12 protein-coding genes, 2 tRNA genes and 3 rRNA genes are annotated in these 22894 nt (G+C 61.2%); 6 read left to right on the top strand and 11 right to left on the bottom strand.

Going from position 1 to position 22894, the window contains the following annotated elements; genetic code table 11:
- Both WNM05_RS08960 and WNM05_RS08955 read right to left on the bottom strand, forming a co-directional pair.
- Window positions 1-1689 carry a bifunctional metallophosphatase/5'-nucleotidase gene (locus WNM05_RS08960; RefSeq protein ID WP_434634285.1) on the bottom strand — a complete coding sequence of 563 codons (1689 nt, stop codon included), beginning with the start codon at window positions 1687-1689 and terminating at the stop codon, window positions 1-3.
- 225 nt (window positions 1690-1914) lie between these two features.
- Complete coding sequence (locus WNM05_RS08955; RefSeq protein ID WP_434634283.1) at window positions 1915-6723, bottom strand: NAD-glutamate dehydrogenase; 4809 nt, start codon at window positions 6721-6723, stop codon at window positions 1915-1917.
- Window positions 6724-7204: 481 nt separating this feature from the next.
- Here WNM05_RS08955 and WNM05_RS08950 point away from each other — a divergent pair, with 481 nt between their 5' ends.
- The 4 genes from WNM05_RS08950 (at window position 7205) to WNM05_RS08935 (ending at window position 10586) form a co-directional block, all read left to right on the top strand.
- Window positions 7205-7969, top strand: coding sequence for an ABC transporter substrate-binding protein (locus WNM05_RS08950; RefSeq protein WP_434634281.1), 765 nt, complete (start codon window positions 7205-7207; stop codon window positions 7967-7969).
- Window positions 7970-8042: 73 nt separating this feature from the next.
- On the top strand, window positions 8043-8732 hold the full coding sequence (locus tag WNM05_RS08945; protein ID WP_434634279.1) for an ABC transporter permease: 690 nt from the start codon (window positions 8043-8045) through the stop codon (window positions 8730-8732).
- On the top strand, window positions 8729-9460 hold the full coding sequence (locus tag WNM05_RS08940; RefSeq protein WP_434634277.1) for an ABC transporter permease: 732 nt from the start codon (window positions 8729-8731) through the stop codon (window positions 9458-9460). Before WNM05_RS08945 ends, WNM05_RS08940 begins: the two co-directional genes overlap by 4 nt.
- Window positions 9461-9587: 127 nt before the next feature.
- Entirely contained in the window at window positions 9588-10586 is a 999-nt protein-coding gene (locus WNM05_RS08935; RefSeq protein WP_434634275.1) for a GlxA family transcriptional regulator, read from the top strand.
- Here the strand turns inward: WNM05_RS08935 and WNM05_RS08930 are convergent, their stop codons facing one another.
- The 9 genes from WNM05_RS08930 to ilvA all read right to left on the bottom strand — a co-directional run bounded on the left by WNM05_RS08930 (window position 10587) and on the right by ilvA (window position 21182).
- The gene (locus WNM05_RS08930; protein WP_434634273.1) at window positions 10587-12779 is read right to left on the bottom strand and encodes an ATP-binding protein; all 2193 of its coding nucleotides are present in this window, start codon (window positions 12777-12779) and stop codon (window positions 10587-10589) included.
- A gap of 30 nt (window positions 12780-12809) precedes the next feature.
- Window positions 12810-12950: a hypothetical protein gene (locus tag WNM05_RS08925; RefSeq protein ID WP_434634270.1), complete on the bottom strand. Its 141-nt coding sequence runs from the start codon at window positions 12948-12950 to the stop codon at window positions 12810-12812.
- Window positions 12951-13106: 156 nt separating this feature from the next.
- A 5S ribosomal RNA gene (gene rrf, locus WNM05_RS08920) occupies window positions 13107-13221 on the bottom strand.
- Window positions 13222-13375: 154 nt separating this feature from the next.
- Window positions 13376-16264, bottom strand: a 23S ribosomal RNA gene (locus WNM05_RS08915).
- 254 nt (window positions 16265-16518) lie between these two features.
- A tRNA-Ala gene (locus WNM05_RS08910) sits at window positions 16519-16594 on the bottom strand.
- Window positions 16595-16716: 122 nt separating this feature from the next.
- Window positions 16717-16793, bottom strand: a tRNA-Ile gene (locus WNM05_RS08905).
- A 192-nt stretch (window positions 16794-16985) separates the two neighbouring features.
- Window positions 16986-18521: ribosomal RNA gene (locus WNM05_RS08900) — 16S ribosomal RNA — on the bottom strand.
- Together the 16S, 23S and 5S rRNA genes with 2 tRNA genes alongside form the textbook arrangement of a ribosomal RNA operon.
- Before the next feature lie 438 nt (window positions 18522-18959).
- The gene (locus tag WNM05_RS08895; RefSeq protein WP_434634268.1) at window positions 18960-19607 is read right to left on the bottom strand and encodes an HAD family hydrolase; all 648 of its coding nucleotides are present in this window, start codon (window positions 19605-19607) and stop codon (window positions 18960-18962) included.
- Between the two features lie 45 nt (window positions 19608-19652).
- Window positions 19653-21182 carry a threonine ammonia-lyase, biosynthetic gene (ilvA, locus tag WNM05_RS08890; RefSeq protein ID WP_434634265.1) on the bottom strand — a complete coding sequence of 510 codons (1530 nt, stop codon included), beginning with the start codon at window positions 21180-21182 and terminating at the stop codon, window positions 19653-19655.
- Window positions 21183-21387: 205 nt separating this feature from the next.
- Here ilvA and WNM05_RS08885 point away from each other — a divergent pair, with 205 nt between their 5' ends.
- Window positions 21388-22533, top strand: coding sequence for a D-alanyl-D-alanine carboxypeptidase family protein (locus WNM05_RS08885; protein WP_434634263.1), 1146 nt, complete (start codon window positions 21388-21390; stop codon window positions 22531-22533).
- Window positions 22534-22614: 81 nt separating this feature from the next.
- Window positions 22615-22884: a YbeD family protein gene (locus WNM05_RS08880; RefSeq protein WP_434634261.1), complete on the top strand. Its 270-nt coding sequence runs from the start codon at window positions 22615-22617 to the stop codon at window positions 22882-22884.
- The last annotated feature ends 10 nt before the right edge of the window (window positions 22885-22894 follow it).

Raw genomic sequence — 22894 nt, 5'->3', positions numbered from 1 at the left:
TCAGGGCTGCCTGGAGATGCGGTTCAGCGCCGGCACCTGAACCGGCGAGCGCTGACCGAAATACCGCACCAGCACATCGGTGTCCACATCGCCGCCGACGCGGTTGACGCCGCGGGTCAGCACAGTGAAGCCGTCGCCGCCGCCGGCCAGGAAGTTGTTGACCTGCACCCGGTAGCTGAGCGCCGGATCGACCGGCACGCCGTTGATGCGGATGCTGGAGATGTCGACTTTGCTGCCGACCGGCGCAGACGCGCTCCAGCTGTAGCTGAAGCCGGCCGACACCTGCAGCATCTTGGGCTGGGCCGACGCGCTCCATTGCTGCTCCAGCAGCTGGTCGATCTGCTCGCCGGTCAGATCCATCGTCATCATCGTATTGCCGAACGGCTGAACGGTGTAGACCTGCTTGTAATTGACGTTGCCGCCGGCGTCCGGCGCCAGGTCGGCGCGGATGCCGCCCGGGTTCATGAAGGCAACGACCGCGCGCTCGCCGGCTCCGGCCGCCAGCTGGGCGTCGGCGATCACATCGCCCAGCGTCGATTCGCCGGCCGCGTTGGCGCTGCGGCTCAGCGGTCCCGCCGCCTGGCCGACCACCTGGTTGGCGACCCGCGCCGCCTGGCCCTGGTAACGCCGGATCAGATCCGTGATGTCGGCGCGCGGCGCGATGTCCTGCGTCACAGGACGGTTCAACGCCCGGATCGAACCCGGCACGAAACCGTGACCGACCGGGTCGAGCTTGAAATCGATCTCGGTGAACAGCTGGCCGTAGTTCTTGGCGCTGGTGACGACGCGGCCGTCTATCACGCAGTTGTAGGCCTGGTGGGTATGCCCGCTGACGACCAGGCCTACCGATTTGTCCAGTTTCTTGACGATGTCGACGATCGGTCCGGAAATGCCGTTGCAGTCGTTGTAGCTGCCGGCCTGGTAGCCGCCCTCGTGGATCAGCACCACCACCGCGCCGACGCCCTGCGCCTTCAATTGCGGAATCAGGCCGTTGACGGTATCGGCCTCGTCCCGGAAGCTCAGTCCCGCGACGCCGGTCGGCGACACGATTTCCGGCGTGCCCTTCAGCGTCATGCCGATGAAGGCCACCGGGATGCCGCCGTAGCGCTTGATCGAATAAGCGGGGAACAGCGTGCCGCCGTCGCTTTTTTTGACATTGGCCGCCAGAAACTTGAAGCTGGCGCCGGCGAAGCGTCCCATCAGGCAGCTATTGGCCGAGCCGGGCTTGCAGCCGCCGTTCTGCATCCGCAACAGCTCGTCCTGGCCGTCGTCGAATTCGTGGTTGCCGACCGCGTTCAGATCCAACCCCAGCATATTCATCGCCTCGACGGTCGGCTCGTCGTGAAACAGGCCGGACACCAGCGGGCTGGCGCCGATCAGATCGCCGGCCGACACCACGACGGTGTTCGGCGACTGCTGGCGCAGGCGCTGCACCCAGGCCGCCAGATAGTCGGCGCCGCCGGCCGTCACCTTGACGGTCTGCCCCGGATTCGCCGCGTCCGGCACGGCAAGCTGTCCGGGCGCCTCCAGATTGCCGTGGAAATCGTTGAAGGCGATCATCTTGACGGCCACCGGGCCGCCCGGTCGCTGCTGATCGTCTCGCGGCGTCGCCACCGACGAGGAAGTGGACAGGCAGGCGCTCAGCGTCAGCGCGGCGCCCAGGCTCAGGCTCAACGGAACCAGTTTCATCGACATGCTCCTTGTTATATGGACTCGCCGGCGCGCGCCGCTGCCACGATCGCGCGCCGGAGTGCGCACCATACACAATCGGCATGACATTTAAACTGTAAAAAATATCACCGCCGGAAATTTAATTGCGCGCCGCTCGCGCGGCCCGCCCCAAAAAAAACGCCGCGAGAATGCTCTCGCGGCGTCGTTTTCATCTCCGCGCGGCCGCGCGGAATGATCGGCGGATCAGGCCAGCAGGTGGTTGTTCAACTCGCGCATGCCGGCGGACAGCATCGCCAGGTCCAGCGCGCTGAACGACTGCAGCTCGGCGAACATCTGGCCGCAGATCTCCACCGCGCCCTGCCGATTCTCCAGCCACTGCGCGGCGAAGTCCGCCGCCGACACGCCTTCCAGCGCCTGACGGGCCAGATTGCGATGGACGCTGTACAGATCGTCGCGCAGCGCCGAACGGGCCAGCGACTGCCAGCGGTTGTCGCGCGGCAGGCCTGTGATCGCATCGCGCAGCCAGTCCAGTTGCAGCGAGCGGCCCAGCTGGAAGTAGTTGGCGGCGACCTGCTCCAGCTTCAGCTTGCTGCCTTCGCCGATCTCGATGATGTCCATCAGCGGCACCGCGTACTCCAGACGGGCCAGCACCTGCTGCAGCGGCTGGGGCAGATTGGCGTGGGCGATGCGCTGCTCCAGCGCGTCCACAGCCGGGTAGTCGGCCGCCGGAATCAGCTTGGGCAGCTGCGCCAGCAGACCCTGCACCTTGGACGCGTACTGCTCGATCACCGCGTTGACGGAGCCGAACGGACGCTTGTTGCGCAGCACCCAGCGGGTCACGCGCTCCACCAGCGTGCGCACCAGCACCATCAGCTGCATCTGCTGATCGGCCGGCACCTTGTTGTCCAGCGCCTCGATACGGCCCCACAGGTTTTCCGCATCGAACACGCGGCTGGCGATCCACCACGCGCGGGCGATGTCTGCCGCAGAGAACGGCGACTCCTCCTGCAGGCGGAACACGAAGGTGGTGCCCATGCGGTTGATGATCTGGTTGGCCAGCTGGTTGGCGATGATCTCGCGGCGCAGCTGATGCTGTTCCATCTGCTTGCCGAAGCGCTGCTGCAGCGGTTTCGGGAAGTAGTTGACCAATACCGGCAGGAAGTCCTTGTCGTCGGGCACGTCGGTGGCCAGGATGGCCTGGTCCAGCGAAATCTTGCTGTAGGCCAGCAGCACCGCGATCTCCGGCACGGTCAGGCCCTGACGGGCCAGACGGCGCTCGTTGATCTGGGTTTCAGACGGCAGGTACTCGATCTCGCGGTTCAGCTCGCCGGTCTTCTCCATGTGGGCGATCATCCGCGCGTGGGTCGACAGCATCGATGCCGCCTCCAGACGCTTGATCGCCAGTACCTGGGTCTGCAGCACATTGTTGCGCAGCACCAGATGGCCGACCTCGTCGGTCATCTCGGCCAAGAGCTCGTTGCGCTGCTTCAGCGTCATGTCGCCGGCCTGCATCACCGCGCCCAGCAGGATCTTGATGTTGACCTCGTGGTCCGAGCAGTCGACGCCGGCCGAGTTGTCGATGGCGTCGGTGGCAATGCGGCCGCCGGCCAGCGCGAACTCGACGCGGCCCAGCTGGGTGCAAGTCAGGTTGCCGCCTTCGGCGACGACCCTGGCCTGCAGCTCGTTGCCGTTGACGCGCACCGGATCGCAGGCGCGGTCTCGGGCATCGGCGTGGCTCTGCGTCGATGCCTTGACGTAGGTGCCGATGCCGCCGTTGTACAAGAGGTCGATCTTGGCCTTCAGGATTTCATGGATCAGCTCGTTCGGCGCCATGTGGTCCTTGTCGGTCTCCAGCCACGCCTTCACTTCCGGCGACAGCGGGATGGACTTGGCGCTGCGTTCGAAGATGCCGCCGCCCTTGGAGATCAGCTCGCGGTTGTAGTCGGCCCAGCTGGAGCGCGGCAGATTGAACAGGCGGGCGCGCTCGGCGAAGCTCTTCTTCGCGTCCGGCGTCGGGTCCAGGAAGATGTGCAGGTGGTTGAACGCCGCCTTCAGGCAGATGTGCTCGGACAGCAGCATGCCGTTGCCGAACACGTCGCCGGCCATGTCGCCGATGCCGATCACGCTGAAGTCCTGCTCCTGGGTATTGATGCCCAGGTGGCGGAAGTGGCGCTTGACCGATTCCCAGGCGCCGCGGGCGGTGATGCCCATGCCCTTGTGGTCGTAGCCGGCCGAGCCGCCGGAGGCGAAGGCGTCGCCGAGCCAGAAACCGTAGGCCTCGGAAATGCCGTTGGCGATGTCGGAGAAGGTCGCCGTGCCCTTGTCGGCGGCCACCACCAGGTACGGATCGTCCGGATCCAGGCGACGCACGTCCTTAGGCGGGATGATCTGGCCGGTCACCAGATTGTCGGTGACGTCCAAGAGCGCCGAGATGAAGATCTTGTAGCAGGCGATGCCCTCGGCCAGGAAGGCCTCGCGCTCGGACGGCGCCGGCAGTTGCTTGCCGACGAAGCCGCCCTTCGAACCCATAGGCACGATCACCGAGTTCTTCACCATCTGCGCCTTCACCAGGCCCAGCACCTCGGTGCGGAAGTCTTCCATCCGGTCGGACCAGCGCAGACCGCCGCGGGCCACCTTGGAGCCGCGCAGATGCACGCCTTCGACGCGCGGGCTGTACACCCAGATTTCGAACATCGGCCGCGGCTGCGGCAGGAACGGAATCTGGTTGGATTCCAGCTTGAACGAGATATAGGACTTGAACTGCCCGTCCTCGCCCGGCTGCCAGAAGTTGGTGCGGCGGGTGGCCAGGATCACGGCCAGGAAGCCGTTCAGGATGCGGTCCTCGTCGAGGTTGGCGACACCGTCCAGCATGCCGCGCACGGCGGCCAGCAGCAGCTCGGCCTTTTCATCGTCGAAGCCAACCGGGTCCAGACGGGCATAGAACAGCTCGACCAGGCCGCGGGTGATGGCCGGATAGTTGGCCACGCACTGCTCGATATAGGCCTGGCTGAAGGTCAGGCCGCCCTGACGCAGGTACTTGGCCAGCGCGCGCACCAGCGAGATTTCGCGCCAGTCCAGGCCGGCCACCAGCGCCAAGCGGTTGAAGCCATCGTTTTCGCAGCGCTTGGCGAAGACCTGGGACAGCAGCTCCTGGAAGTCCTGCTGCACCTGGTCCTGGGCCATCTGCTCGCCGAAGCCGCCGACGTCGAGGCCGAAGTCGCTGATCCACACTTGCGAGCCGTCGCTGCGCTTGACGCAGTACGGGTGCTCGTCGCGGACCTTGACGCCCATGTTCTCCAGAATCGGCAGGCTGGCCGACAGGCCCATCGGCTCACCTTCGCGGAACAGCTTCAGATTGAACGAAGCGCCGCCGCGGTGGAACGGGCGGTACAGCTTCATCGCCAGCGGCTGGCTGGCGTCGATGGCCTCCAGGTGCTGCACGTCCAGCACCGCGTTGCGCACCGCGAACTCTTCGCGATAAGCCAGCGGGAAGCCGTCCTTGTAGCAGTTGAACAGGCTGTTGCCGCGCTCCTCGCCATGGGCTTCGACCAGTTGCTGGTGCAACTCCTCGCTCCAGCCGCGCACCAGGCGGGCGATCTCGGCCTCGATGTCGGAGGCGTTGAATTCCGGCAGCTTGGCGGCCGCGGTGCGGATGATGTAATGGACGCGGGCCAGCATGCCGTCGCCGATCTGCACGCTGAATTCGGCGCTGCTGCCGTTGAAGGCGTTCATCAGCACTTTTTCTATCTTCAGCCGCACTTCGGTGCTGAAGCTGTCGCGCGGAACATAGACCAGGCAGCTGACATAGCGGTGGTAGCGATCGGCGCGGACGAAGAAGCGCACGCGCGGGCGCTCCTGCAGGCTGACGATGCCCTCGGCGATCGGCGCCAGCACCTCGGCCGGGATCTCGAACAGCTCGTCACGCGGATAGCTCTCCAGCACGAAGCCCAGCGTCTTGGACTTGTAGCTGTCGTCGACGAAGTCGCAACCCTTGACCACGCTGGCCACTTTCTGGCGCAGGATGGGCACGTCCTTCGGCGAGGTCTGGTAGGCGCTGGCGGTGTACAGGCCGAGGAAGCGGCGCTCGCCTATCACTTCGCCCTTGTCGTTGAAGCGCTTGATGCCGACGAAGTCGACATAGGCCGGGCGGTGGATGATGGAACGGGTCTGGGACTTGTTCAGGATGATCAGCTGCGGCAGGTGGGCCAGTTCGCGCAATTCCTGCGGCAGCTGCTCGAAGCTGGCGGAATACTCCTTGTCGCCCTGGTCCTGCAGGATGCCGAGGCCGGAATCCTTGACGATCTTCAGGCTGTCCTTGCCGTCGCGCTTGACCAGATCGTAGTCGCAATAACCCATGAACAGGAAGTTGCGGGACGCCATCCATTCGAGGAAGGCCACCGCCTCCTTCGCCTCGGCGCTGCGCTCGCCCTTCAGCTTGGCCAGATCCTTGCTGATGCCGCCCAACACCTCCCGCATCTTGGGCTCGTCGCGCACCACCAGACGGATATCGGCCAGCACGCGCTTCAATTCGGCTTCCAGCTGCTGCAGCAGCGCGGCGTCGCTGATGCGGTCGATCTGCACATGGATCAGCGACTCCAGCGGCAGGCTGCGGTCCTCGGTGCGCTTCACCGCGGTCAGCACGCCGCCCTTGTCGCGGCCGACCGACAGCACCGGGTGCACCAACAGGTGCAGATTCAGGTTGTAACGCGACAGCAGCATGGTGATCGAATCGATCAGGAACGGCATGTCGTCGTTCACCACCTCGATCACCGTATGGGTGCTTTGCCAGCCGTCGCGTTCGAAATCGGGATTGTAGATGCGGCACTTGACCTGGCCGGCGGAGCGCTTCCCGGCGAACTCGTAATGCGCCATCGCGGCACCGAACAGATCGAGCGACGAGAACTGCCGGAGGTCGGCGTGCTCGGTCTCCTCGAAGTAGATCGGGAAGAAGGCGGCGAGTTGTTGGGTCTCCTTGGAAGAAAGCTTGCTCTCGGCGACAGCCTGGATATCTGCGATCAGGCTGGCCAGTTCGGTCTTGTTGGTAAGCGACATTTAGCTTCTCTTGTTGTGAGCAGGGAGGTTGTCGGGGGCATTGTAGATAGCGCCACCCAAGCCGGATTTCCTTAATGCGACACGGACTTACACAAAACGCGCAAGACCGTTTTCCCGGGAGGCACCCCATAGGCATAAGCAGTCCGAAAACCCAGCCGATACCTTACAGCAAAGCGACAGTCAATTATACAAAGACTGTAAGGTGAAATATTGTAGACAATCGCACAAACCACCAATAAATACATGATTTATATGATATTTCCATTTAAAGGAAAAAGTAAGGTAGAATGTGCGCACTTGCTTATGGGGATTGACCAAACCCGCCACTTGCTGTTCAAACTGGCGGCACAAGACGGCCAGTCCGCAATACAAAATGGCCCGGATCGGAACATTAACGTCGCCTCCGGTGCGGGGTTTACAAGCCGGTCGCGCGCGGTCGCCGCGGCGCAGACCAACGAGAGAGAAGTAGAGAAGCAACGCCATGAAAAAAACACTGATCGCAAGCGCCGGTTTTGCCCTGATCGCCTCGCTGTCCGCCCAGGCGGAGACCCTCCGTTTCGGCGTGGACCTCAACTATCCCCCGTTCTCCAAGCAAGGCGCCGACGGCAAGCCGCAGGGCTTCGACATCGACATGGCCTACGCGCTGTGCAAGGAAATGAAAGTCACCTGCCAGATCGTGCCGCAGGACTGGGACGGCCTGATCCCGGCGCTGAACGCCAACAAGTTCGACGCCATCATCTCGTCGATGCAGATCACCCCGGAACGCCAGAAGGCGGTGGACTTCACCCGCAAGTACTACAACATCGCCAGCCGCATGGTGGCCAAGGACGGCACCAAGGTCGACGCCGCCAGCTTCAAGGGCAAGAAGATAGGCGTGCTGCGCGCCTCCACCCAGGAAAAGTTCGCCAAGGACCTGTGGGGCAAGAACGGCGCGACCATCGTGCCGTACGCCAAATCGCCGGAATCCTTCCTCGACCTGAAGTCCGGCCGCGTTGACGGCGTCTTCGTCGACAGCGCCGTCGGCGAGCAGGAATTCCTGAAGACCGCCCAGGGCAAGGGCTACAGCTTCGTCGGCGCCAGCTACACCGACGTCAAGTACTTCGGTCCCGGCTGCGGCATCGCCGTCAAGAAGAACAACAAGGCCCTGCTCGACCGCCTGAACAAGGCCATCGACGAAGTGCGCAAGGACGGCAGCTACAAGAAGGTGCAGGACAAGTACTTCAGCTTCGACATCTACGGCGGCTGATCCCGGCCTCCGCCTCGGGCAGGCGCGCCGTCGCGCGCCTGCGCCCGCAATCCCCCCTGTTCGAGACGGCTCCATGTTTCTGCAAGGCTACCTCCCCAGCATCCTCGAAGGAGCGGTGCTGACCCTGAAGCTCGCCGGCGCCGCGCTGGCCGTTTCCGTCGCGCTGGGCCTCGTCGGCGCGCTGTTCAAATCGACCCAGTCGCGCGCGCTGACGCTGCTGGCGGAACTGTATTCCACCGTGGTGCGCGGCATCCCCGACCTGGTGTGGATGTTCCTGCTGTTTTTCGGCGCCCAGATGGCGCTGAACGACATCTGCGGCTACCTGGGCTGGCAGAGTCCCGACATCGACCCCTTCGTCGCCGGCGTCTCCACCCTGGGCTTCATCTTCGGCGCCTATATGACCGAAACCTTCCGCGGCGCGATGATGGCCGTGCACAAGGGGCAGATGGAAGCCGGGCTCGCCTACGGCATGTCGCCGCTGCGGGTCTTCTTCCGCATCCAGCTGCCGCAGATGGTGCGTTACGCGCTGCCCAGCTTTTCCAACAACTGGCTGGTGCTGGTGAAATCGACCGCCCTCGTGTCGGTGATCGGCCTCAACGACGTGATGTACCGCGCCGACGCCGCCAAATCGGCCACCCAGCAGCCATTCGACGTCTACGTCGTCGTCGGCCTGCTGTTCCTGATCGTGACCGGCGCGTCCAATCTGCTGCTGCACTGGGCCGAGAAGCGCTATTCGATCGGCGTCAAGGAGAGCGGACTATGATCGATCCGAAACTGATTATCGAGCGGCTGCCGGAATTTTTCGGCGCCCATGACGGCGGACCGATGCTGGCCAGCAGCGACGGCCTGATCCTGACGCTGGAGCTGCTCGGCCTGTCGCTGCTGTTCGGCCTGCTGATGGCCATCCCGCTGGCGGTCGCCCGCACCTCGAAAAACCGGCCGCTGTCCGGCGCCGTCTGGCTGTTCGGCTACCTGTTCCGCGGCACGCCGCTCTTGGTTCAGCTATTCATCATCTACTACGGTCTGGCGCAGTTCGACTGGGTCCGCGACAGCTGGGCCTGGCAGTATCTGCAGAACGCCTACGTCTGCGCGATCCTGGCCTTCACGCTGAACACCGCCGCCTATACCACCGAGATCATCGCCGGCCAGATCCGCAACACCCACTGGGGCGAAATCGAGGCGGCGAGATCGGTCGGCATGGGCCAGTGGCTGATGCTCAGGCGCATCGTGCTGCCGTCGGCGCTGCGCCGCGCGCTGCCGGCCTACAGCAACGAGGTGATCATGATGCTGCAGAGCACCGCCATCGCCGGCCTGGTGACGCTGGCCGACCTGACCGGCGTCGCGCGGCGCATCTACAGCGAGAGCTATATGCCGTTCGAACCGTTCCTGACCGCCGCGGCCATCTACCTGGCGCTGACCTTCGCGCTGGTCTGGCTGATGAAGCGGGCCGAACGCCGCTACCTGGCCTTCCTCGCCCCGCGCAAATCGTAGGCTGCGCCGCGGCGACAATTCTGCCCGAGCCGCCGAAATAAATCGTACAATGCAGGGCAAGACAAGCCGCCATGCCAGGCCTCCTGACATGGCGGCGTTTTTGCCAACCGTTACCGATACGCGAACCATGGGCCACACGTCCCAAACCGCCAAGCCGCTGCGCTTCGGCTTCCTGCTGCTCCCGCACGCCTCGATGGCCGACTTCGCCAGCGCGTCCGAGGTGCTCACCCACGCCAATCTGTTGGCGGAAAAGAAGCTGTACGAAACCCTGCTGCTGTCGCTGGACGGCTCGCCGGTGCTGCTGTCCAACGGCATCCGGCTCCCGGTGGACCTGCCGCTGTCCTACGCGCCCAAGCTGGACTACCTGCTGATCCTGGCCGACGAGATCATCAGCGATTTCGCGCTGGAAGATTTGAGCAAGGCCCTGGCAGGAGGAAACGCGGACAAGATGACGCTGGCCGGCCTCGGCTGCGGCAGCTACTGGCTGGCGCGCGCCGGACTGCTGGCCGGGCAGCGAGCGACGATACACTGGCGCGAGATCTCTCGGCTGACCGAGGAGTTTCCGGACGTCATCGTCACGTCCAATCTCTACGAGAGCGAGGGTCGCTGCCTGAGCTGCGCCGGCGGCGCCGCCACCTTCGACTTCATGCTGGATCTGGTCGGCCGGCAGCAGGGCCACGAGTTCATCGCCCAGCTGTCCGAGCTGTTCAGCATGGAGCGGATCCGCCCCGGCAACGAACGCCAGCGCATCCCGCTGGCCACGCGCATAGGCGGCAGCCAGCCGAAGCTGACCGAGGCGGTCAGCCTGATGGAAGCCAATATCGAGGAGCCGCTGTCCACCGACGACATCGCCTACTACGTCGGCGTGTCGCGTCGCCAGCTGGAGCGGCTGTTCAAACAATACCTGGGCACGGTGCCGTCGAAATACTATCTGGAACTGCGCCTGGGCCGCGCGCGCCAGCTGCTGCAGCAGACCAGCAAGTCCATCGTGCAGATCGGCCTGGCCTGCGGCTTCTCCAGCGGCCCGCATTTTTCCAGTACCTACCGCAACCACTTCAACATCACGCCGCGCGAGGAGCGCGCCCAGCGCACCCAGACCGGCAGCCTGCAGCGCGCACAGCCCTAGCTAACTCAGCTGCCGCTCGGCCTGCAATGCCAGCGGTAGCTCGATGCGGAAGCAGGCGCCGCTGGCCGGTATGTTCTCGGCCGAGATCAGGCCGCCGTACTGCTCGACTATGGTCTGGCAGATCGACAGGCCCAGACCCATGCCGTGCGGCTTGGTCGAGAAGAACGGGTGGAACAGCACTTCCAGCAGGTCCGGAGTGATGCCCCGGCCCGTGTCGCGGACCTCCAGTATCCCCTTCCTGCCCTCGCGCCGGGTGTGGACGATCACATGGCGCTTCAGCGCAGGCTCGTCCTTCAGCGCATCCATCGCGTTGGACAGCAGGTTCAACACCACCTGCTCCAGCTGTATGCTGTCGGCCATCACCGGTATCGAATAACCGGACAACAGCTGCACCACCTCGATGCCTCGCTCGCGCAGATCGTACTCCGCCAGGAACATGCAATTGCCGACCACCTGATTGATATCGATCAGCCGGGTTTCTATCGCCCGCTTGCTGACCAGCGCGCGCAAACGCTTGATGATCTCGCCGGCCCGGCCGGCCTGGGCCACCGCCAGCTTCAGCGCCGAATTGACCTGCGGCGGCGCATCGTCGACACCGTCCAGCAACTGGATCGCCGCCTGGCAGTAATTGGAAATCGCGGTCAGCGGCTGATTCAGCTCATGGGCGATGCCCGAAGCCATCTCGCCCATCGTATGCAGCCTGGCCACATGCGACAGCTTCTCCAGATGCTCCTTGACCCGGGTCTCGCTCGCCTCCAGCGCCTCGGCCGTGCGCTGGCGCAACGGCCCCATGTCCCGCAAGGCGCACACCACGCCTATCAGCACGCCGTCGCGCGACAGCAGCGGCGCGATGCCGCCCTCGACGAAATGTACCTTGCCGCGCGCGGTGGTCAGCTGCATCCGCTCCGCCAGCTCGACCGGACGGCCGGTACGAAAACACTCGCCGATCGGATCCTCGGCAAACTCGGCCGCCAGTTCCCCCAGCAGCCTGAACACCTCGTGGCAAGGCTGGCCCAGCACCTCCTCGGCCGGCATGTCCACCAATTGCAGGGCCATCGGATTCGCCATTTCTATGCTGCGGTCCTGCCTCAGTATCACCACGCCGTCGTGAATGGCGTTCAGCGTCACGGACGCCCTTTCGCTCTGCAGGAATAACTCCTCGTCGGCCAGACTACGTTGTCTCCGCAAGGCCATCCGCTGCGAATAGATCAGGCCGATCGCGGCCAGCAGCAAGGTGATGAAGAGTTCTCGCAGCAGCAGCGGCAACAAGGCCAGATCGTTCAATCGGACATCCTGGGCCACGCCCAGCACGAAAGGCTGCGCCTCGCTGCTCAACGGCAGGCGCGCTTCCAGGCGGGTCACCACCGGCCACCAGTCGTGCTCGGCGAAACGATGCGGCCGCTCATACAGCGGCTCCCCGCTGCCTCCAACCTCCTTCGGCAACAAGGACAGGTCGAGACTGCCCGGCAAGCCTTGCTCCAGCGGCAACTGCAGCAATCGGTCGCAGAACACCACCAATGCCATCACGCCGGCCAGCTCGCGCCGGTGCGCCTGCTGATCTGACACATCGCGGAACAACGGCTGCATCAGCAGATAGGCCCGCCCCCCGCCGTCATACAACTCGAACGGCCGCGACGACACCTTCTGCCCATTCGCCAAGGCGCGGCGCAACTCCGGGGCGAAATGCGGATCGCCCAGCACATCGTAGCCGAACACCGCGCTGGCGGCCGGCAGATCCGGCTCGATCTGAGACACCACCAGCGACTGCTCGCGCGGCGGAGCAGGTTGCCAGGCGCGCCGCCCGGTCACATCAAAATCACGGATATAGAAGGTCTCGCCGAAGCGGCTTTCCATCTCACGCAGAAAGGCGGGCCGGTTGGCGGCGGTGACATTGCGCAGGAACTCTATCGCGTACACCTGCTGGTAGCGCGGCAGCATCTCGCGGGCGAACTCGCTCAAGGCAGGCGCGTCGAACGTCGCACGGGAAATCAGCAGGGCGTTGATGGCCGACAGCACCGACTCGTTCTGATCCAATCGCCGCGCCACGCCGGCATAAGCCTGATGCGCCGCCTGTTCGAAGCCGTCCTGCAGTCTCCGGTACTCCCCCACCCCCCACTGCGCCGCCGCCAACAAGCTGCAAATCAGCCAGATTGCACTGAATAGTAGCCATTCGCGGCCTTTGAATTTGCTCAAGAGTCCTGCCTCAGGAATTCATCTGACATTTCAAATAATATGCATTGCATAAAACATCTGCCGCGCATTTTTGCAAAAATGTCCGGTCCAGGCAATGACTGTCACCTGCCCCGGCGTACAAACGGCTAGCTGGACAGGATCGGGGTCGCCCTCGACGGGAAGCTTGGCCATCGTCGCGCGCCTCTTTCCCACAGTCCGAAACGAATGCGGCGGAAACCATCAACGACAAAGCCCCGCCGGATACCCGGCGGGGCTTGTGTTTGGGGCGCGGCGCGGCCCACCAATGCACAAAGCCCAGCTCGTCTGAGCTGGGCTTCGTTATTGGGCGTCTGGCGGTGTCCTACTTTCACATGGCGAATGCCACACTATCATCGGCGCTAAGGCGTTTCACGGTCCTGTTCGGGATGGGAAGGCGTGGGACCACCTCGCTATGGCCACCAGACATAAACTGGTACAAACTCAAGAAGCCTGAATCAGAACATCGCCCTGATTCTCGAATATTCGGTATTCAATTGTGTCGCACACACACTCTATCTCGCGTCTCGGCTGCTGAACGAATCTCAGATTCGCACGCTATCCCAAGCCACTCAAATGATAGGATCAAGCCTCACGAGCAATTAGTATCGGTTAGCTTCACGCCTCACAGCGCTTCCACACCCGACCTATCAACGTCCTGGTCTCGAACGACTCTTCAGGGAGGTCAAGCCTCCAGGGAAGTCTCATCTTCAGGCAAGTTTCCCGCTTAGATGCTTTCAGCGGTTATCTCTTCCGAACTTAGCTACCCGGCGATGCCACTGGCGTGACAACCGGTACACCAGAGGTTCGTCCACTCCGGTCCTCTCGTACTAGGAGCAGCCCCCGTCAAACTTCCAACGCCCACTGCAGATAGGGACCAAACTGTCTCACGACGTTTTGAACCCAGCTCACGTACCACTTTAAATGGCGAACAGCCATACCCTTGGGACCGGCTACAGCCCCAGGATGTGATGAGCCGACATCGAGGTGCCAAACACCGCCGTCGATGTGAACTCTTGGGCGGTATCAGCCTGTTATCCCCGGAGTACCTTTTATCCGTTGAGCGATGGCCCTTCCATTCAGAACCACCGGATCACTATGTCCTGCTTTCGCACCTGCTCGACTTGTCGGTCTCGCAGTTAAGCTACCTTTTGCCATTGCACTATCAGCACGATTTCCGACCGTACCTAGGTAACCTTCGAACTCCTCCGTTACACTTTGGGAGGAGACCGCCCCAGTCAAACTGCCTACCATGCACTGTCCCCAATCCGGATCACGGACCAAGGTTAGAACCTCAAACACACCAGGGTGGTATTTCAAGGTCGGCTCCACTGAAACTAGCGTCTCAGCTTCAAAGCCTCCCACCTATCCTACACAAGTCTGTTCAAAGTCCAATGCAAAGCTACAGTAAAGGTTCACGGGGTCTTTCCGTCTAGCAGCGGGGAGATTGCATCTTCACAAACACTTCAACTTCGCTGAGTCTCAGGAGGAGACAGTGTGGCCATCGTTACGCCATTCGTGCGGGTCGGAACTTACCCGACAAGGAATTTCGCTACCTTAGGACCGTTATAGTTACGGCCGCCGTTTACCGGGGCTTCGATCAAGAGCTTGCACCCCATCACTTAACCTTCCGGCACCGGGCAGGCGTCACACCGTATACGTCCACTTTCGTGTTGGCACAGTGCTGTGTTTTTGTTAAACAGTCGCAGCCACCGATTCTCTGCGACCTGTCAAAGCTTCAGACGCGAAGTCCTACACCTCAACAGGCATACCTTCTCCCGAAGTTACGGTATCAATTTGCCGAGTTCCTTCTCCTGAGTTCTCTCAAGCGCCTTAGAATTCTCATCCTGCCCACCTGTGTCGGTTTGCGGTACGGTTCTTATGTAGCTGAAGCTTAGTGGCTTTTCCTGGAAGCGTGGTATCAGTCACTTCAGGTCCGTAGACCCTCGTTATCACGTCTCGGCCTTAAGGAGAGGCGGATTTGCCTACCTCTCCAGCCTACCGGCTTGAACAGACACTTCCAACCGTCTGCTGACCTAACCTTCTCCGTCCCCACATCGCACTACATAAAAGTACGGGAATTTTAACCCGTTTCCCATCGACTACGCTTTTCAGCCTCGCCTTAGGGGCCGACTCACCCTACGCCGATGAACGTTGCGTAGGAAACCTTGGGCTTTCGGCGAGCGGGCTTTTCACCCGCTTTATCGCTACTCATGTCAGCATTCGCACTTCTGATATCTCCAGCATCCCTTACGAGACACCTTCACAGACCTACAGAACGCTCCCCTACCACGCACAGTAAACTGTGCATCCGCAGCTTCGGTTATCAGTTTGAGCCCCGTTACATCTTCCGCGCAGGACGACTCGACCAGTGAGCTATTACGCTTTCTTTAAATGATGGCTGCTTCTAAGCCAACATCCTGGCTGTCTAGGCCTTCCCACTTCGTTTACCACTTAACTGATCATTTGGGACCTTAGCTGGCGGTCTGGGTTGTTTCCCTCTTGACGATGGACGTTAGCACCCACCGTCTGTCTCCCATGCTCGCACTTTCCGGTATTCAGAGTTTGCCATGGTTTGGTAAATCGCAATGACCCCCTAGCCATAACAGTGCTTTACCCCCGGAAGTGATACATGAGGCACTACCTAAATAGTTTTCGGGGAGAACCAGCTATCTCCGAGTTTGTTTAGCCTTTCACCCCTATCCACAGCTCATCCCCTAGTTTTGCAACACTAGTGGGTTCGGACCTCCAGTGCGTGTTACCGCACCTTCATCCTGGCCATGGATAGATCACTCGGTTTCGGGTCTACGCCCAGCAACTCAATCGCCCTATTCGGACTCGGTTTCCCTACGCCTCCCCTATTCGGTTAAGCTTGCTACTGAACGTAAGTCGCTGACCCATTATACAAAAGGTACGCAGTCACGGAACAAGTCCGCTCCCACTGTTTGTATGCATCCGGTTTCAGGTTCTATTTCACTCCCCTCCCGGGGTTCTTTTCGCCTTTCCCTCACGGTACTGGTTCACTATCGGTCGATCACGAGTATTTAGCCTTGGAGGATGGTCCCCCCATCTTCAGACAGGATTTCGCGTGTCCCGCCCTACTTCTCGTATGCCTAGTTCTTGCGATGCGTTTTCGTGTACGGGGCTATCACCCACTACGGCTGGACTTTCCATTCCATTCCACTAACGCAACTCATAACACATACAGGCTGTTCCGCGTTCGCTCGCCACTACTTACGGAATCTCGGTTGATTTCTATTCCTCGAGTTACTTAGATGTTTCAGTTCACTCGGTTCGCCTCCACTGACCTATGGATTCAGTCAGGGATCTCCTTGCGGAGGGGTTTCCCCATTCGGACATCGCGGGATCAAAGCTCTATTGCCAGCTCCCCCGCGCTTTTCGCAGGCTTACACGTCCTTCATCGCCTGTGATCGCCAAGGCATCCACCAGATGCACTTAGTCGCTTGACCCTATCATTTCAGTAACCTAGATCACCAAAACGACAGAGAGTGTTTGTGCGACGACTGCACCGCCCCTTTTGATATGGCGCCGCAGCCTTAGATACAATCAAATACCCAAGATGACGATTCATTCAACAGAAGAGTTAACTCCTGCTGTTTGTCTCGCCGTCTTATATATTCGGCTTCTTCAGTTTGTTAAAGATCGGGCGTTTCAACAACGCAAACAGAATCAAACTTTTCAATTCGATTTTGTTTGCGGCGTATGGTGGAGGATGACGGGATCGAACCGACGACCCCCTGCTTGCAAAGCAGGTGCTCTCCCAACTGAGCTAATCCCCCTCTTTTTGTCCCATGCTGCGTTGCTCCGTCGCTCGTGTACATCTGTACACGTCGCGCCCTCGCGCCTTGCCTGGCACAAAAATGGCTTTCTGTAGTGCTCATCAGAACACCCAGAGTGTAACTGGTGGGTCTGGTAGGACTCGAACCTACGACCCCTGCGTTATCAACACAGTGCTCTAACCAGCTGAGCTACAAACCCAGTTGACTTATGAAGTCGTGGCATCCACAACTTCATTTTGATCAAAACCAAGCGAATCAAGGCGGAAGGCGACGACGTGTACATCCAGTACACGAGGAGCTTTCCAACGCAGAGTCGCGCCGGTTTTCATCAAAATGCCCTTAACTTGAATAACCGATAGGCTGTAAGTACTTGGCAATCGCCATTCTCTAGAAAGGAGGTGATCCAGCCGCAGGTTCCCCTACGGCTACCTTGTTACGACTTCACCCCAGTCATGAATCCCACCGTGGTAAGCGGCCTCCTTGCGGTTAGCCTACCCACTTCTGGTGAAACTCACTCCCATGGTGTGACGGGCGGTGTGTACAAGACCCGGGAACGTATTCACCGCAGCATGCTGATCTGCGATTACTAGCGATTCCGACTTCACGCACTCGAGTTGCAGAGTGCGATCCGGACTACGATCGGTTTTCTGAGATTAGCTCCACCTCGCGGCTTGGCAACCCTCTGTACCGACCATTGTATGACGTGTGAAGCCCTGCTCATAAGGGCCATGAGGACTTGACGTCATCCCCACCTTCCTCCGGTTTGTCACCGGCAGTCTCATTAGAGTGCCCAACTAAATGATGGCAACTAATGACAAGGGTTGCGCTCGTTGCGGGACTTAACCCAACATCTCACGACACGAGCTGACGACAGCCATGCAGCACCTGTGTTACGGCTCCCTTTCGGGCACCAAGCCATCTCTGGCAAGTTCCGTACATGTCAAGAGCAGGTAAGGTTTTTCGCGTTGCATCGAATTAATCCACATCATCCACCGCTTGTGCGGGTCCCCGTCAATTCCTTTGAGTTTTAACCTTGCGGCCGTACTCCCCAGGCGGTCAATTTCACGCGTTAGCTACGCTACCAAGGATTCAAACCCCCAACAGCTAATTGACATCGTTTAGGGCGTGGACTACCAGGGTATCTAATCCTGTTTGCTCCCCACGCTTTCGTGCATGAGCGTCAGTGTCATCCCAGGGGGCTGCCTTCGCCATCGGTATTCCTCCACATCTCTACGCATTTCACTGCTACACGTGGAATTCTACCCCCCTCTGACGCACTCTAGTCGTGCAGTCTCCAATGCCGTTCCCAGGTTGAGCCCGGGGCTTTCACATCAGACTTGCACAACCGCCTGCGCACGCTTTACGCCCAGTAATTCCGATTAACGCTCGCACCCTACGTATTACCGCGGCTGCTGGCACGTAGTTAGCCGGTGCTTATTCTTCAGGTACTGTCATCCCCCAAGGGTATTAACCCTGGGGATTTCCTCCCTGACAAAAGTCCTTTACAACCCGAAGGCCTTCTTCAGACACGCGGCATGGCTGGATCAGGCTTGCGCCCATTGTCCAAAATTCCCCACTGCTGCCTCCCGTAGGAGTCTGGGCCGTGTCTCAGTCCCAGTGTGGCGGATCATCCTCTCAGACCCGCTACTGATCGTCGCCTTGGTGAGCCTTTACCTCCCCAACTAGCTAATCAGACATCGGCTGCTCGTATAACGTGAGGCCTTACGGTCCCCCACTTTCCCCCTCAGGGCGTATGCGGTATTAATCCGGCTTTCGCCGAGCTATCCCCCATTACACGGTACATTCCGATGCATTACTCACCCGTTCGCCACTCGTCAGCGGTGCAAGCACCCTGTTACCGTTCGACTTGCATGTGTAAAGCATGCCGCCAGCGTTCAATCTGAGCCAGGATCAAACTCTTCAGTTCAATCTCATAGCAATTTTCTGGCACGCAAGTTCAAAGAAATAACTGGTATTTCCTATCTCTTGCAGTGCAAGTGTCGGCTTTCGCCAAGCACTTACACCTATCGGTTATTCGTTCTGTTAAAGAGCGGTGCCGATCGCCGCGTCGTCTTCATCGGGAACCGTTTCGTTCCCGTCGTTTCGTTCGCTGCGTCAGCTGAGGAGGCGAACTATACGTCCCAGCCCGACCTGCGTCAACACTTTCCGCACGAAAAATCAGGAAAATTCATCGCCGGAGTGCCGCCGCGCGGACAAGCCACTGATCCGACAGGAGATATGAACGAGGGGTATTTACAGACGGCCGCAAGAAAGCTGATGCCCACCGCCCGGAATCGGCCGCAACGGCCGAAAACCGACAGGCCGGCGTCGCCGCCGGCCCGTCACGGGCGCCCTTAACTCCGCCCTACAGATGATCGAGCAATTGCAGCGGGTGGTCGATGTCGACATCGGCGCCCCACTGCTCAGGCTTGTCCTGGGCCGAGAAATAGCCCCAGTTGACCAGCACCGTCTTCATGCCGACATTGCGGCCGGCCTGGATGTCCCGCTCCGCGTCTCCGACATAGATGCAATGTTCGGGCGCGATACCGATCTGGCCTGTCGCGTGCAGCATCGGACGCGGATCGGGCTTGGCGACGCCGACGGTATCGCCGCTGACCGTAACCGCCGGCGGCACGGCGAAGGGCAGCCACGGCACCAGACGGTCGGTGAAGCGCATCGACTTGTTGGTGATGATGCCCCAGGCCAGGCCGCGCTTGTCCAACTCGGAGATCAGCTCGTTGACGCCGTCGAACAGCGTGGTATCCACCGCCAGATTGGCATCGTAGAGATCCATGAAACGCACTCGCAGCGCCTCCATCCGCTCGGCGTCGAGACCGGCGCCGAAACCGAGCTGGACCAGGCCGCGCGCGCCATGGCTGGCAACCGGCCGTATCGCCTCGTACGGCTGCGGCGGCAGCCCCTCCTCCGCCAACAGGCGGTTCAACGCCGCGCCCAGGTCGCGGGCGGTGTCGGCCAGCGTGCCGTCCAAGTCGAACAATACTGCCTTGATCATGATTCCTACTCTACCGGTTTGGGAAATGAGACCGACATTGCACCATCAACGGATGGTCTTGCCAAGAAACAGTCGATAAGCCGGATTGTCGGTTTCCTCTATATAAGGATACCCGAGCGTGTCGAGGAACTGCTGGAAGGCCTGCGCGTCGCCGGGCGGCACCTGGATGCCGACCAGCACCCGGCCGTAGTCGGCGCCGTGGTTGCGGTAGTGGAACAGGCTGATGTTCCAGTCGGTGCGCATCGCCTCGAGGAAGCGCATCAGCGCGCCGGGCCGGTCCGGGAATTCGAAGCGCAGCACCCGCTCGTCCTTCAGCTGCGGCGCGTGGCCGCCGACCAGGTGGCGGATATGCAGCTTGGCCAGCTCGTTGTCGGTCAGGTCAATGCCGTCCAGGTCCGCCGCGCGCAGATCTCCGAGCAGCCTCTCGACATCGTCCTTGCCGGCTATCTGCACACCGACGAAGACATGGGCGACGCTGGGGTCGGCGAAGCGGTAGTTGAACTCGGTGATATTGCGCCCGCCTATCACCGAACAGAAGCGCTTGAAGCTGCCGGGCTTCTCCGGGATGGTGACGGCGATGATGGCCTCGCGCCGCTCGCCGAGCTCGGAACGCTCCGACACATGACGCAAGCGGTCGAAGTTCATATTGGCGCCGCAGGAGATCGCCACCAGCGACTGTCCCTCGCAGCCCTCGCGCTCGACATAGGCCTTGGCGCCGGCCACCGCCAGCGCGCCGGCCGGCTCGACGATGGAACGGGTGTCCTCGAAGATGTCCTTGATCGCCGCGCAGATCGCGTCGGAATCGACCAGGATGATCTCGTCCAGCAGCTCGCGGCAGATGCGGAACGTCTCCTCGCCGACCAGCTTGACCGCCACGCCGTCGGCGAACAGCCCGACATCCTTCAATTCGACTCGCTCGCCCTTCTCTATCGACTGGCGCATCGCATCGGAATCGACCGGCTGCACGCCTATGATCTTGATCTCGGGCTTCAAGCGCTTGATGAAGCTGGCCACGCCGGCCGCCAGACCGCCGCCGCCGATGGCGACGAAGACCGCGTCCAGATCGTCCGGGTGCTGGCGCAGGATCTCCATGCCTACCGTCCCCTGGCCGGCGATCACGTCCGGATCGTCGAACGGCGGAATATAGGTGCGGCCGCTCTCTTCCGCCAATTCCACTGCGTGCAGGTAGGCCTCGTTGAACGAGTCGCCCGACAGCACCACCTGGCCGCCGCGCTGCCTCACCGCGTCTATCTTGATCTGCGGCGTGGTGACCGGCATCACGATCACCGCTTCGCAAGCCAGCTTGCAGGCGGCCAGCGCCACGCCCTGCGCGTGGTTGCCGGCGCTGGCGGTGATCACGCCGCGCGCGCGCTGTTCGGGCGACAGCTTGGCCATCTTGTTGTAGGCCCCGCGCAGCTTGAACGAGAACACCGGCTGCAGGTCCTCGCGCTTGAGAAGGATGTTGTTGCGGTAGCGCCGCGACAGATTCGGCGCCAGTTCCAGCGGCGTTTCGATGGCGACGTCGTATACCCGCGAAGTGAGGATGCGTTCCAGATAGTCTTGCTTCTTGCTCATGGCGATGCCTTAAGTCCCTGATAGTTTCTTGTTTTGAACTGCCAGAGTAGCAGGAACTCCAAGCCTGCGGGAGGCCCGGCGCGCAAACGTTGCTGCATTGCAATATGCCGGATGTCGGACAGGTCATTTCCGGCAACGGCGCCGGCCACTGTGTGTATAATCAACCGCTACTGTTTGCGACCTCTTTGAAGCAAGTCCCGCCAAAATGAAAAAATTCACCACAGCCCTGCTGGCCGCCGCGCTGGCCCTGCCGTCCGTCAGTTTCGCCAATACCGCCTTCACCCCGCCGGTGCCGGAAATCGCCGGCAAGGCCTATTACCTGCTCGATTACAACAGCCAGCAGCTGCTGGCCGCCCGCGATCCGGACGCCCGCATCGAACCGGCCTCGCTGACCAAACTGATGACCGCCTACCTGACCTTCAAGGCGCTGAAGGAAAAGCGCCTGTCGCTGGATCAGACGCTGACCGTGTCGCAGCGCGGCTGGAAGACCGAGGGCTCGCGGATGTTCCTCGATCCCAAGGTCCCGGCCAAGGTAGACGATCTGATCAAGGGCATGATCGTGCAGTCCGGCAACGACGCCTGCGTGACGCTGGCCGAAGCCATCGCCGGCAGCGAAGACGTGTTCGCGCAGATGATGACGCAGCAGGCTCAGAAACTGGGCATGAAGAACACCCAGTTCAAGAACGCCACCGGCCTGCCGCACGAGGGCCACTACACCACGGTACACGATCTGGGCATCCTGGCCGCCGCGCTGATCCGCGACTACCCCGAGTTCTACCCGATCTACTCGATGAAGTCGTTCACCTACAACAATATCAAGCAGCCCAATCGCAACCTGCTGCTGTACCGCGACCCCAACGTCGACGGCATGAAGACCGGCTATACCGACAGCGCCGGCTACAATATGGTGACGTCCAGCCACCGCGACGGCCGCCGCGTGATCTCCGTCGTCGTCGGCACCGCCAGCCCGGAAGCCCGCGCGGTGGAAAGTTCGAAGCTGCTGAACTACGGCTTGCAATTCTTCGATACGCCCAAACTTTATGCAGCCAATACCCGCGTATCGGACGTTTCCGTATATAAAGGCAACAGCAAGACCGTGTCGGTGGGTTTCGCCAGCGACGTGTTCGCCACCGTGGCCAAGGGCCAGGCCGCCAAGCTGAAAGCCGACATGAGCACGATGCAGCCGCTGATCGCGCCGATCAAGGCCGGCCAGGTGGTCGGCAAGCTGACCGTGTCTCTCGATGGAAAGCCACTGCTGGAGCGTCCGGTGGTAGCATTGAAAGCCGTGGACGAGGGCAACTTCTTCAGCCGCCTGTGGGACAGCCTGAAGCTGATGCTGGGCTGGAAGTAAACACCCTCCCCCGGAGAAACCATGCGGCGCCGCGGCTTGTCCGCGGCCCGTTGTTTTGTAATTGCATTAGAGTAGCTAGACATGTCCGACGAAAAACAGGAACTGCTTGAATTTCCCTGTCGCTTCCCGATCAAGATCATGGGCGAGCGGCACGACGAGTTCGTCGCCATCCTCACCGAAGTGGTCCGCATCAACGCCCCCGATCTCGCCGAGGTCGACGTGGTGCTGCGCGAAAGTTCCGGCGGCCGCTTCTATGCGCTGACCGTCACCGTCACCGCCACTTCGCGCCAGCAACTGGACGATATCTACCTGTCGCTGACCGGCCACCCGATGGTCAAGATGGTTCTTTAAAAACGCCGGG

It is taken from the genome of Chromobacterium sp. CV08 (genome assembly GCF_051129845.1).
Taxonomy (GTDB): domain Bacteria; phylum Pseudomonadota; class Gammaproteobacteria; order Burkholderiales; family Chromobacteriaceae; genus Chromobacterium.
The sequence above is the reverse complement of the archived record's forward strand: the minus strand, read 5'-3'. Positions and strand labels throughout refer to the sequence as shown.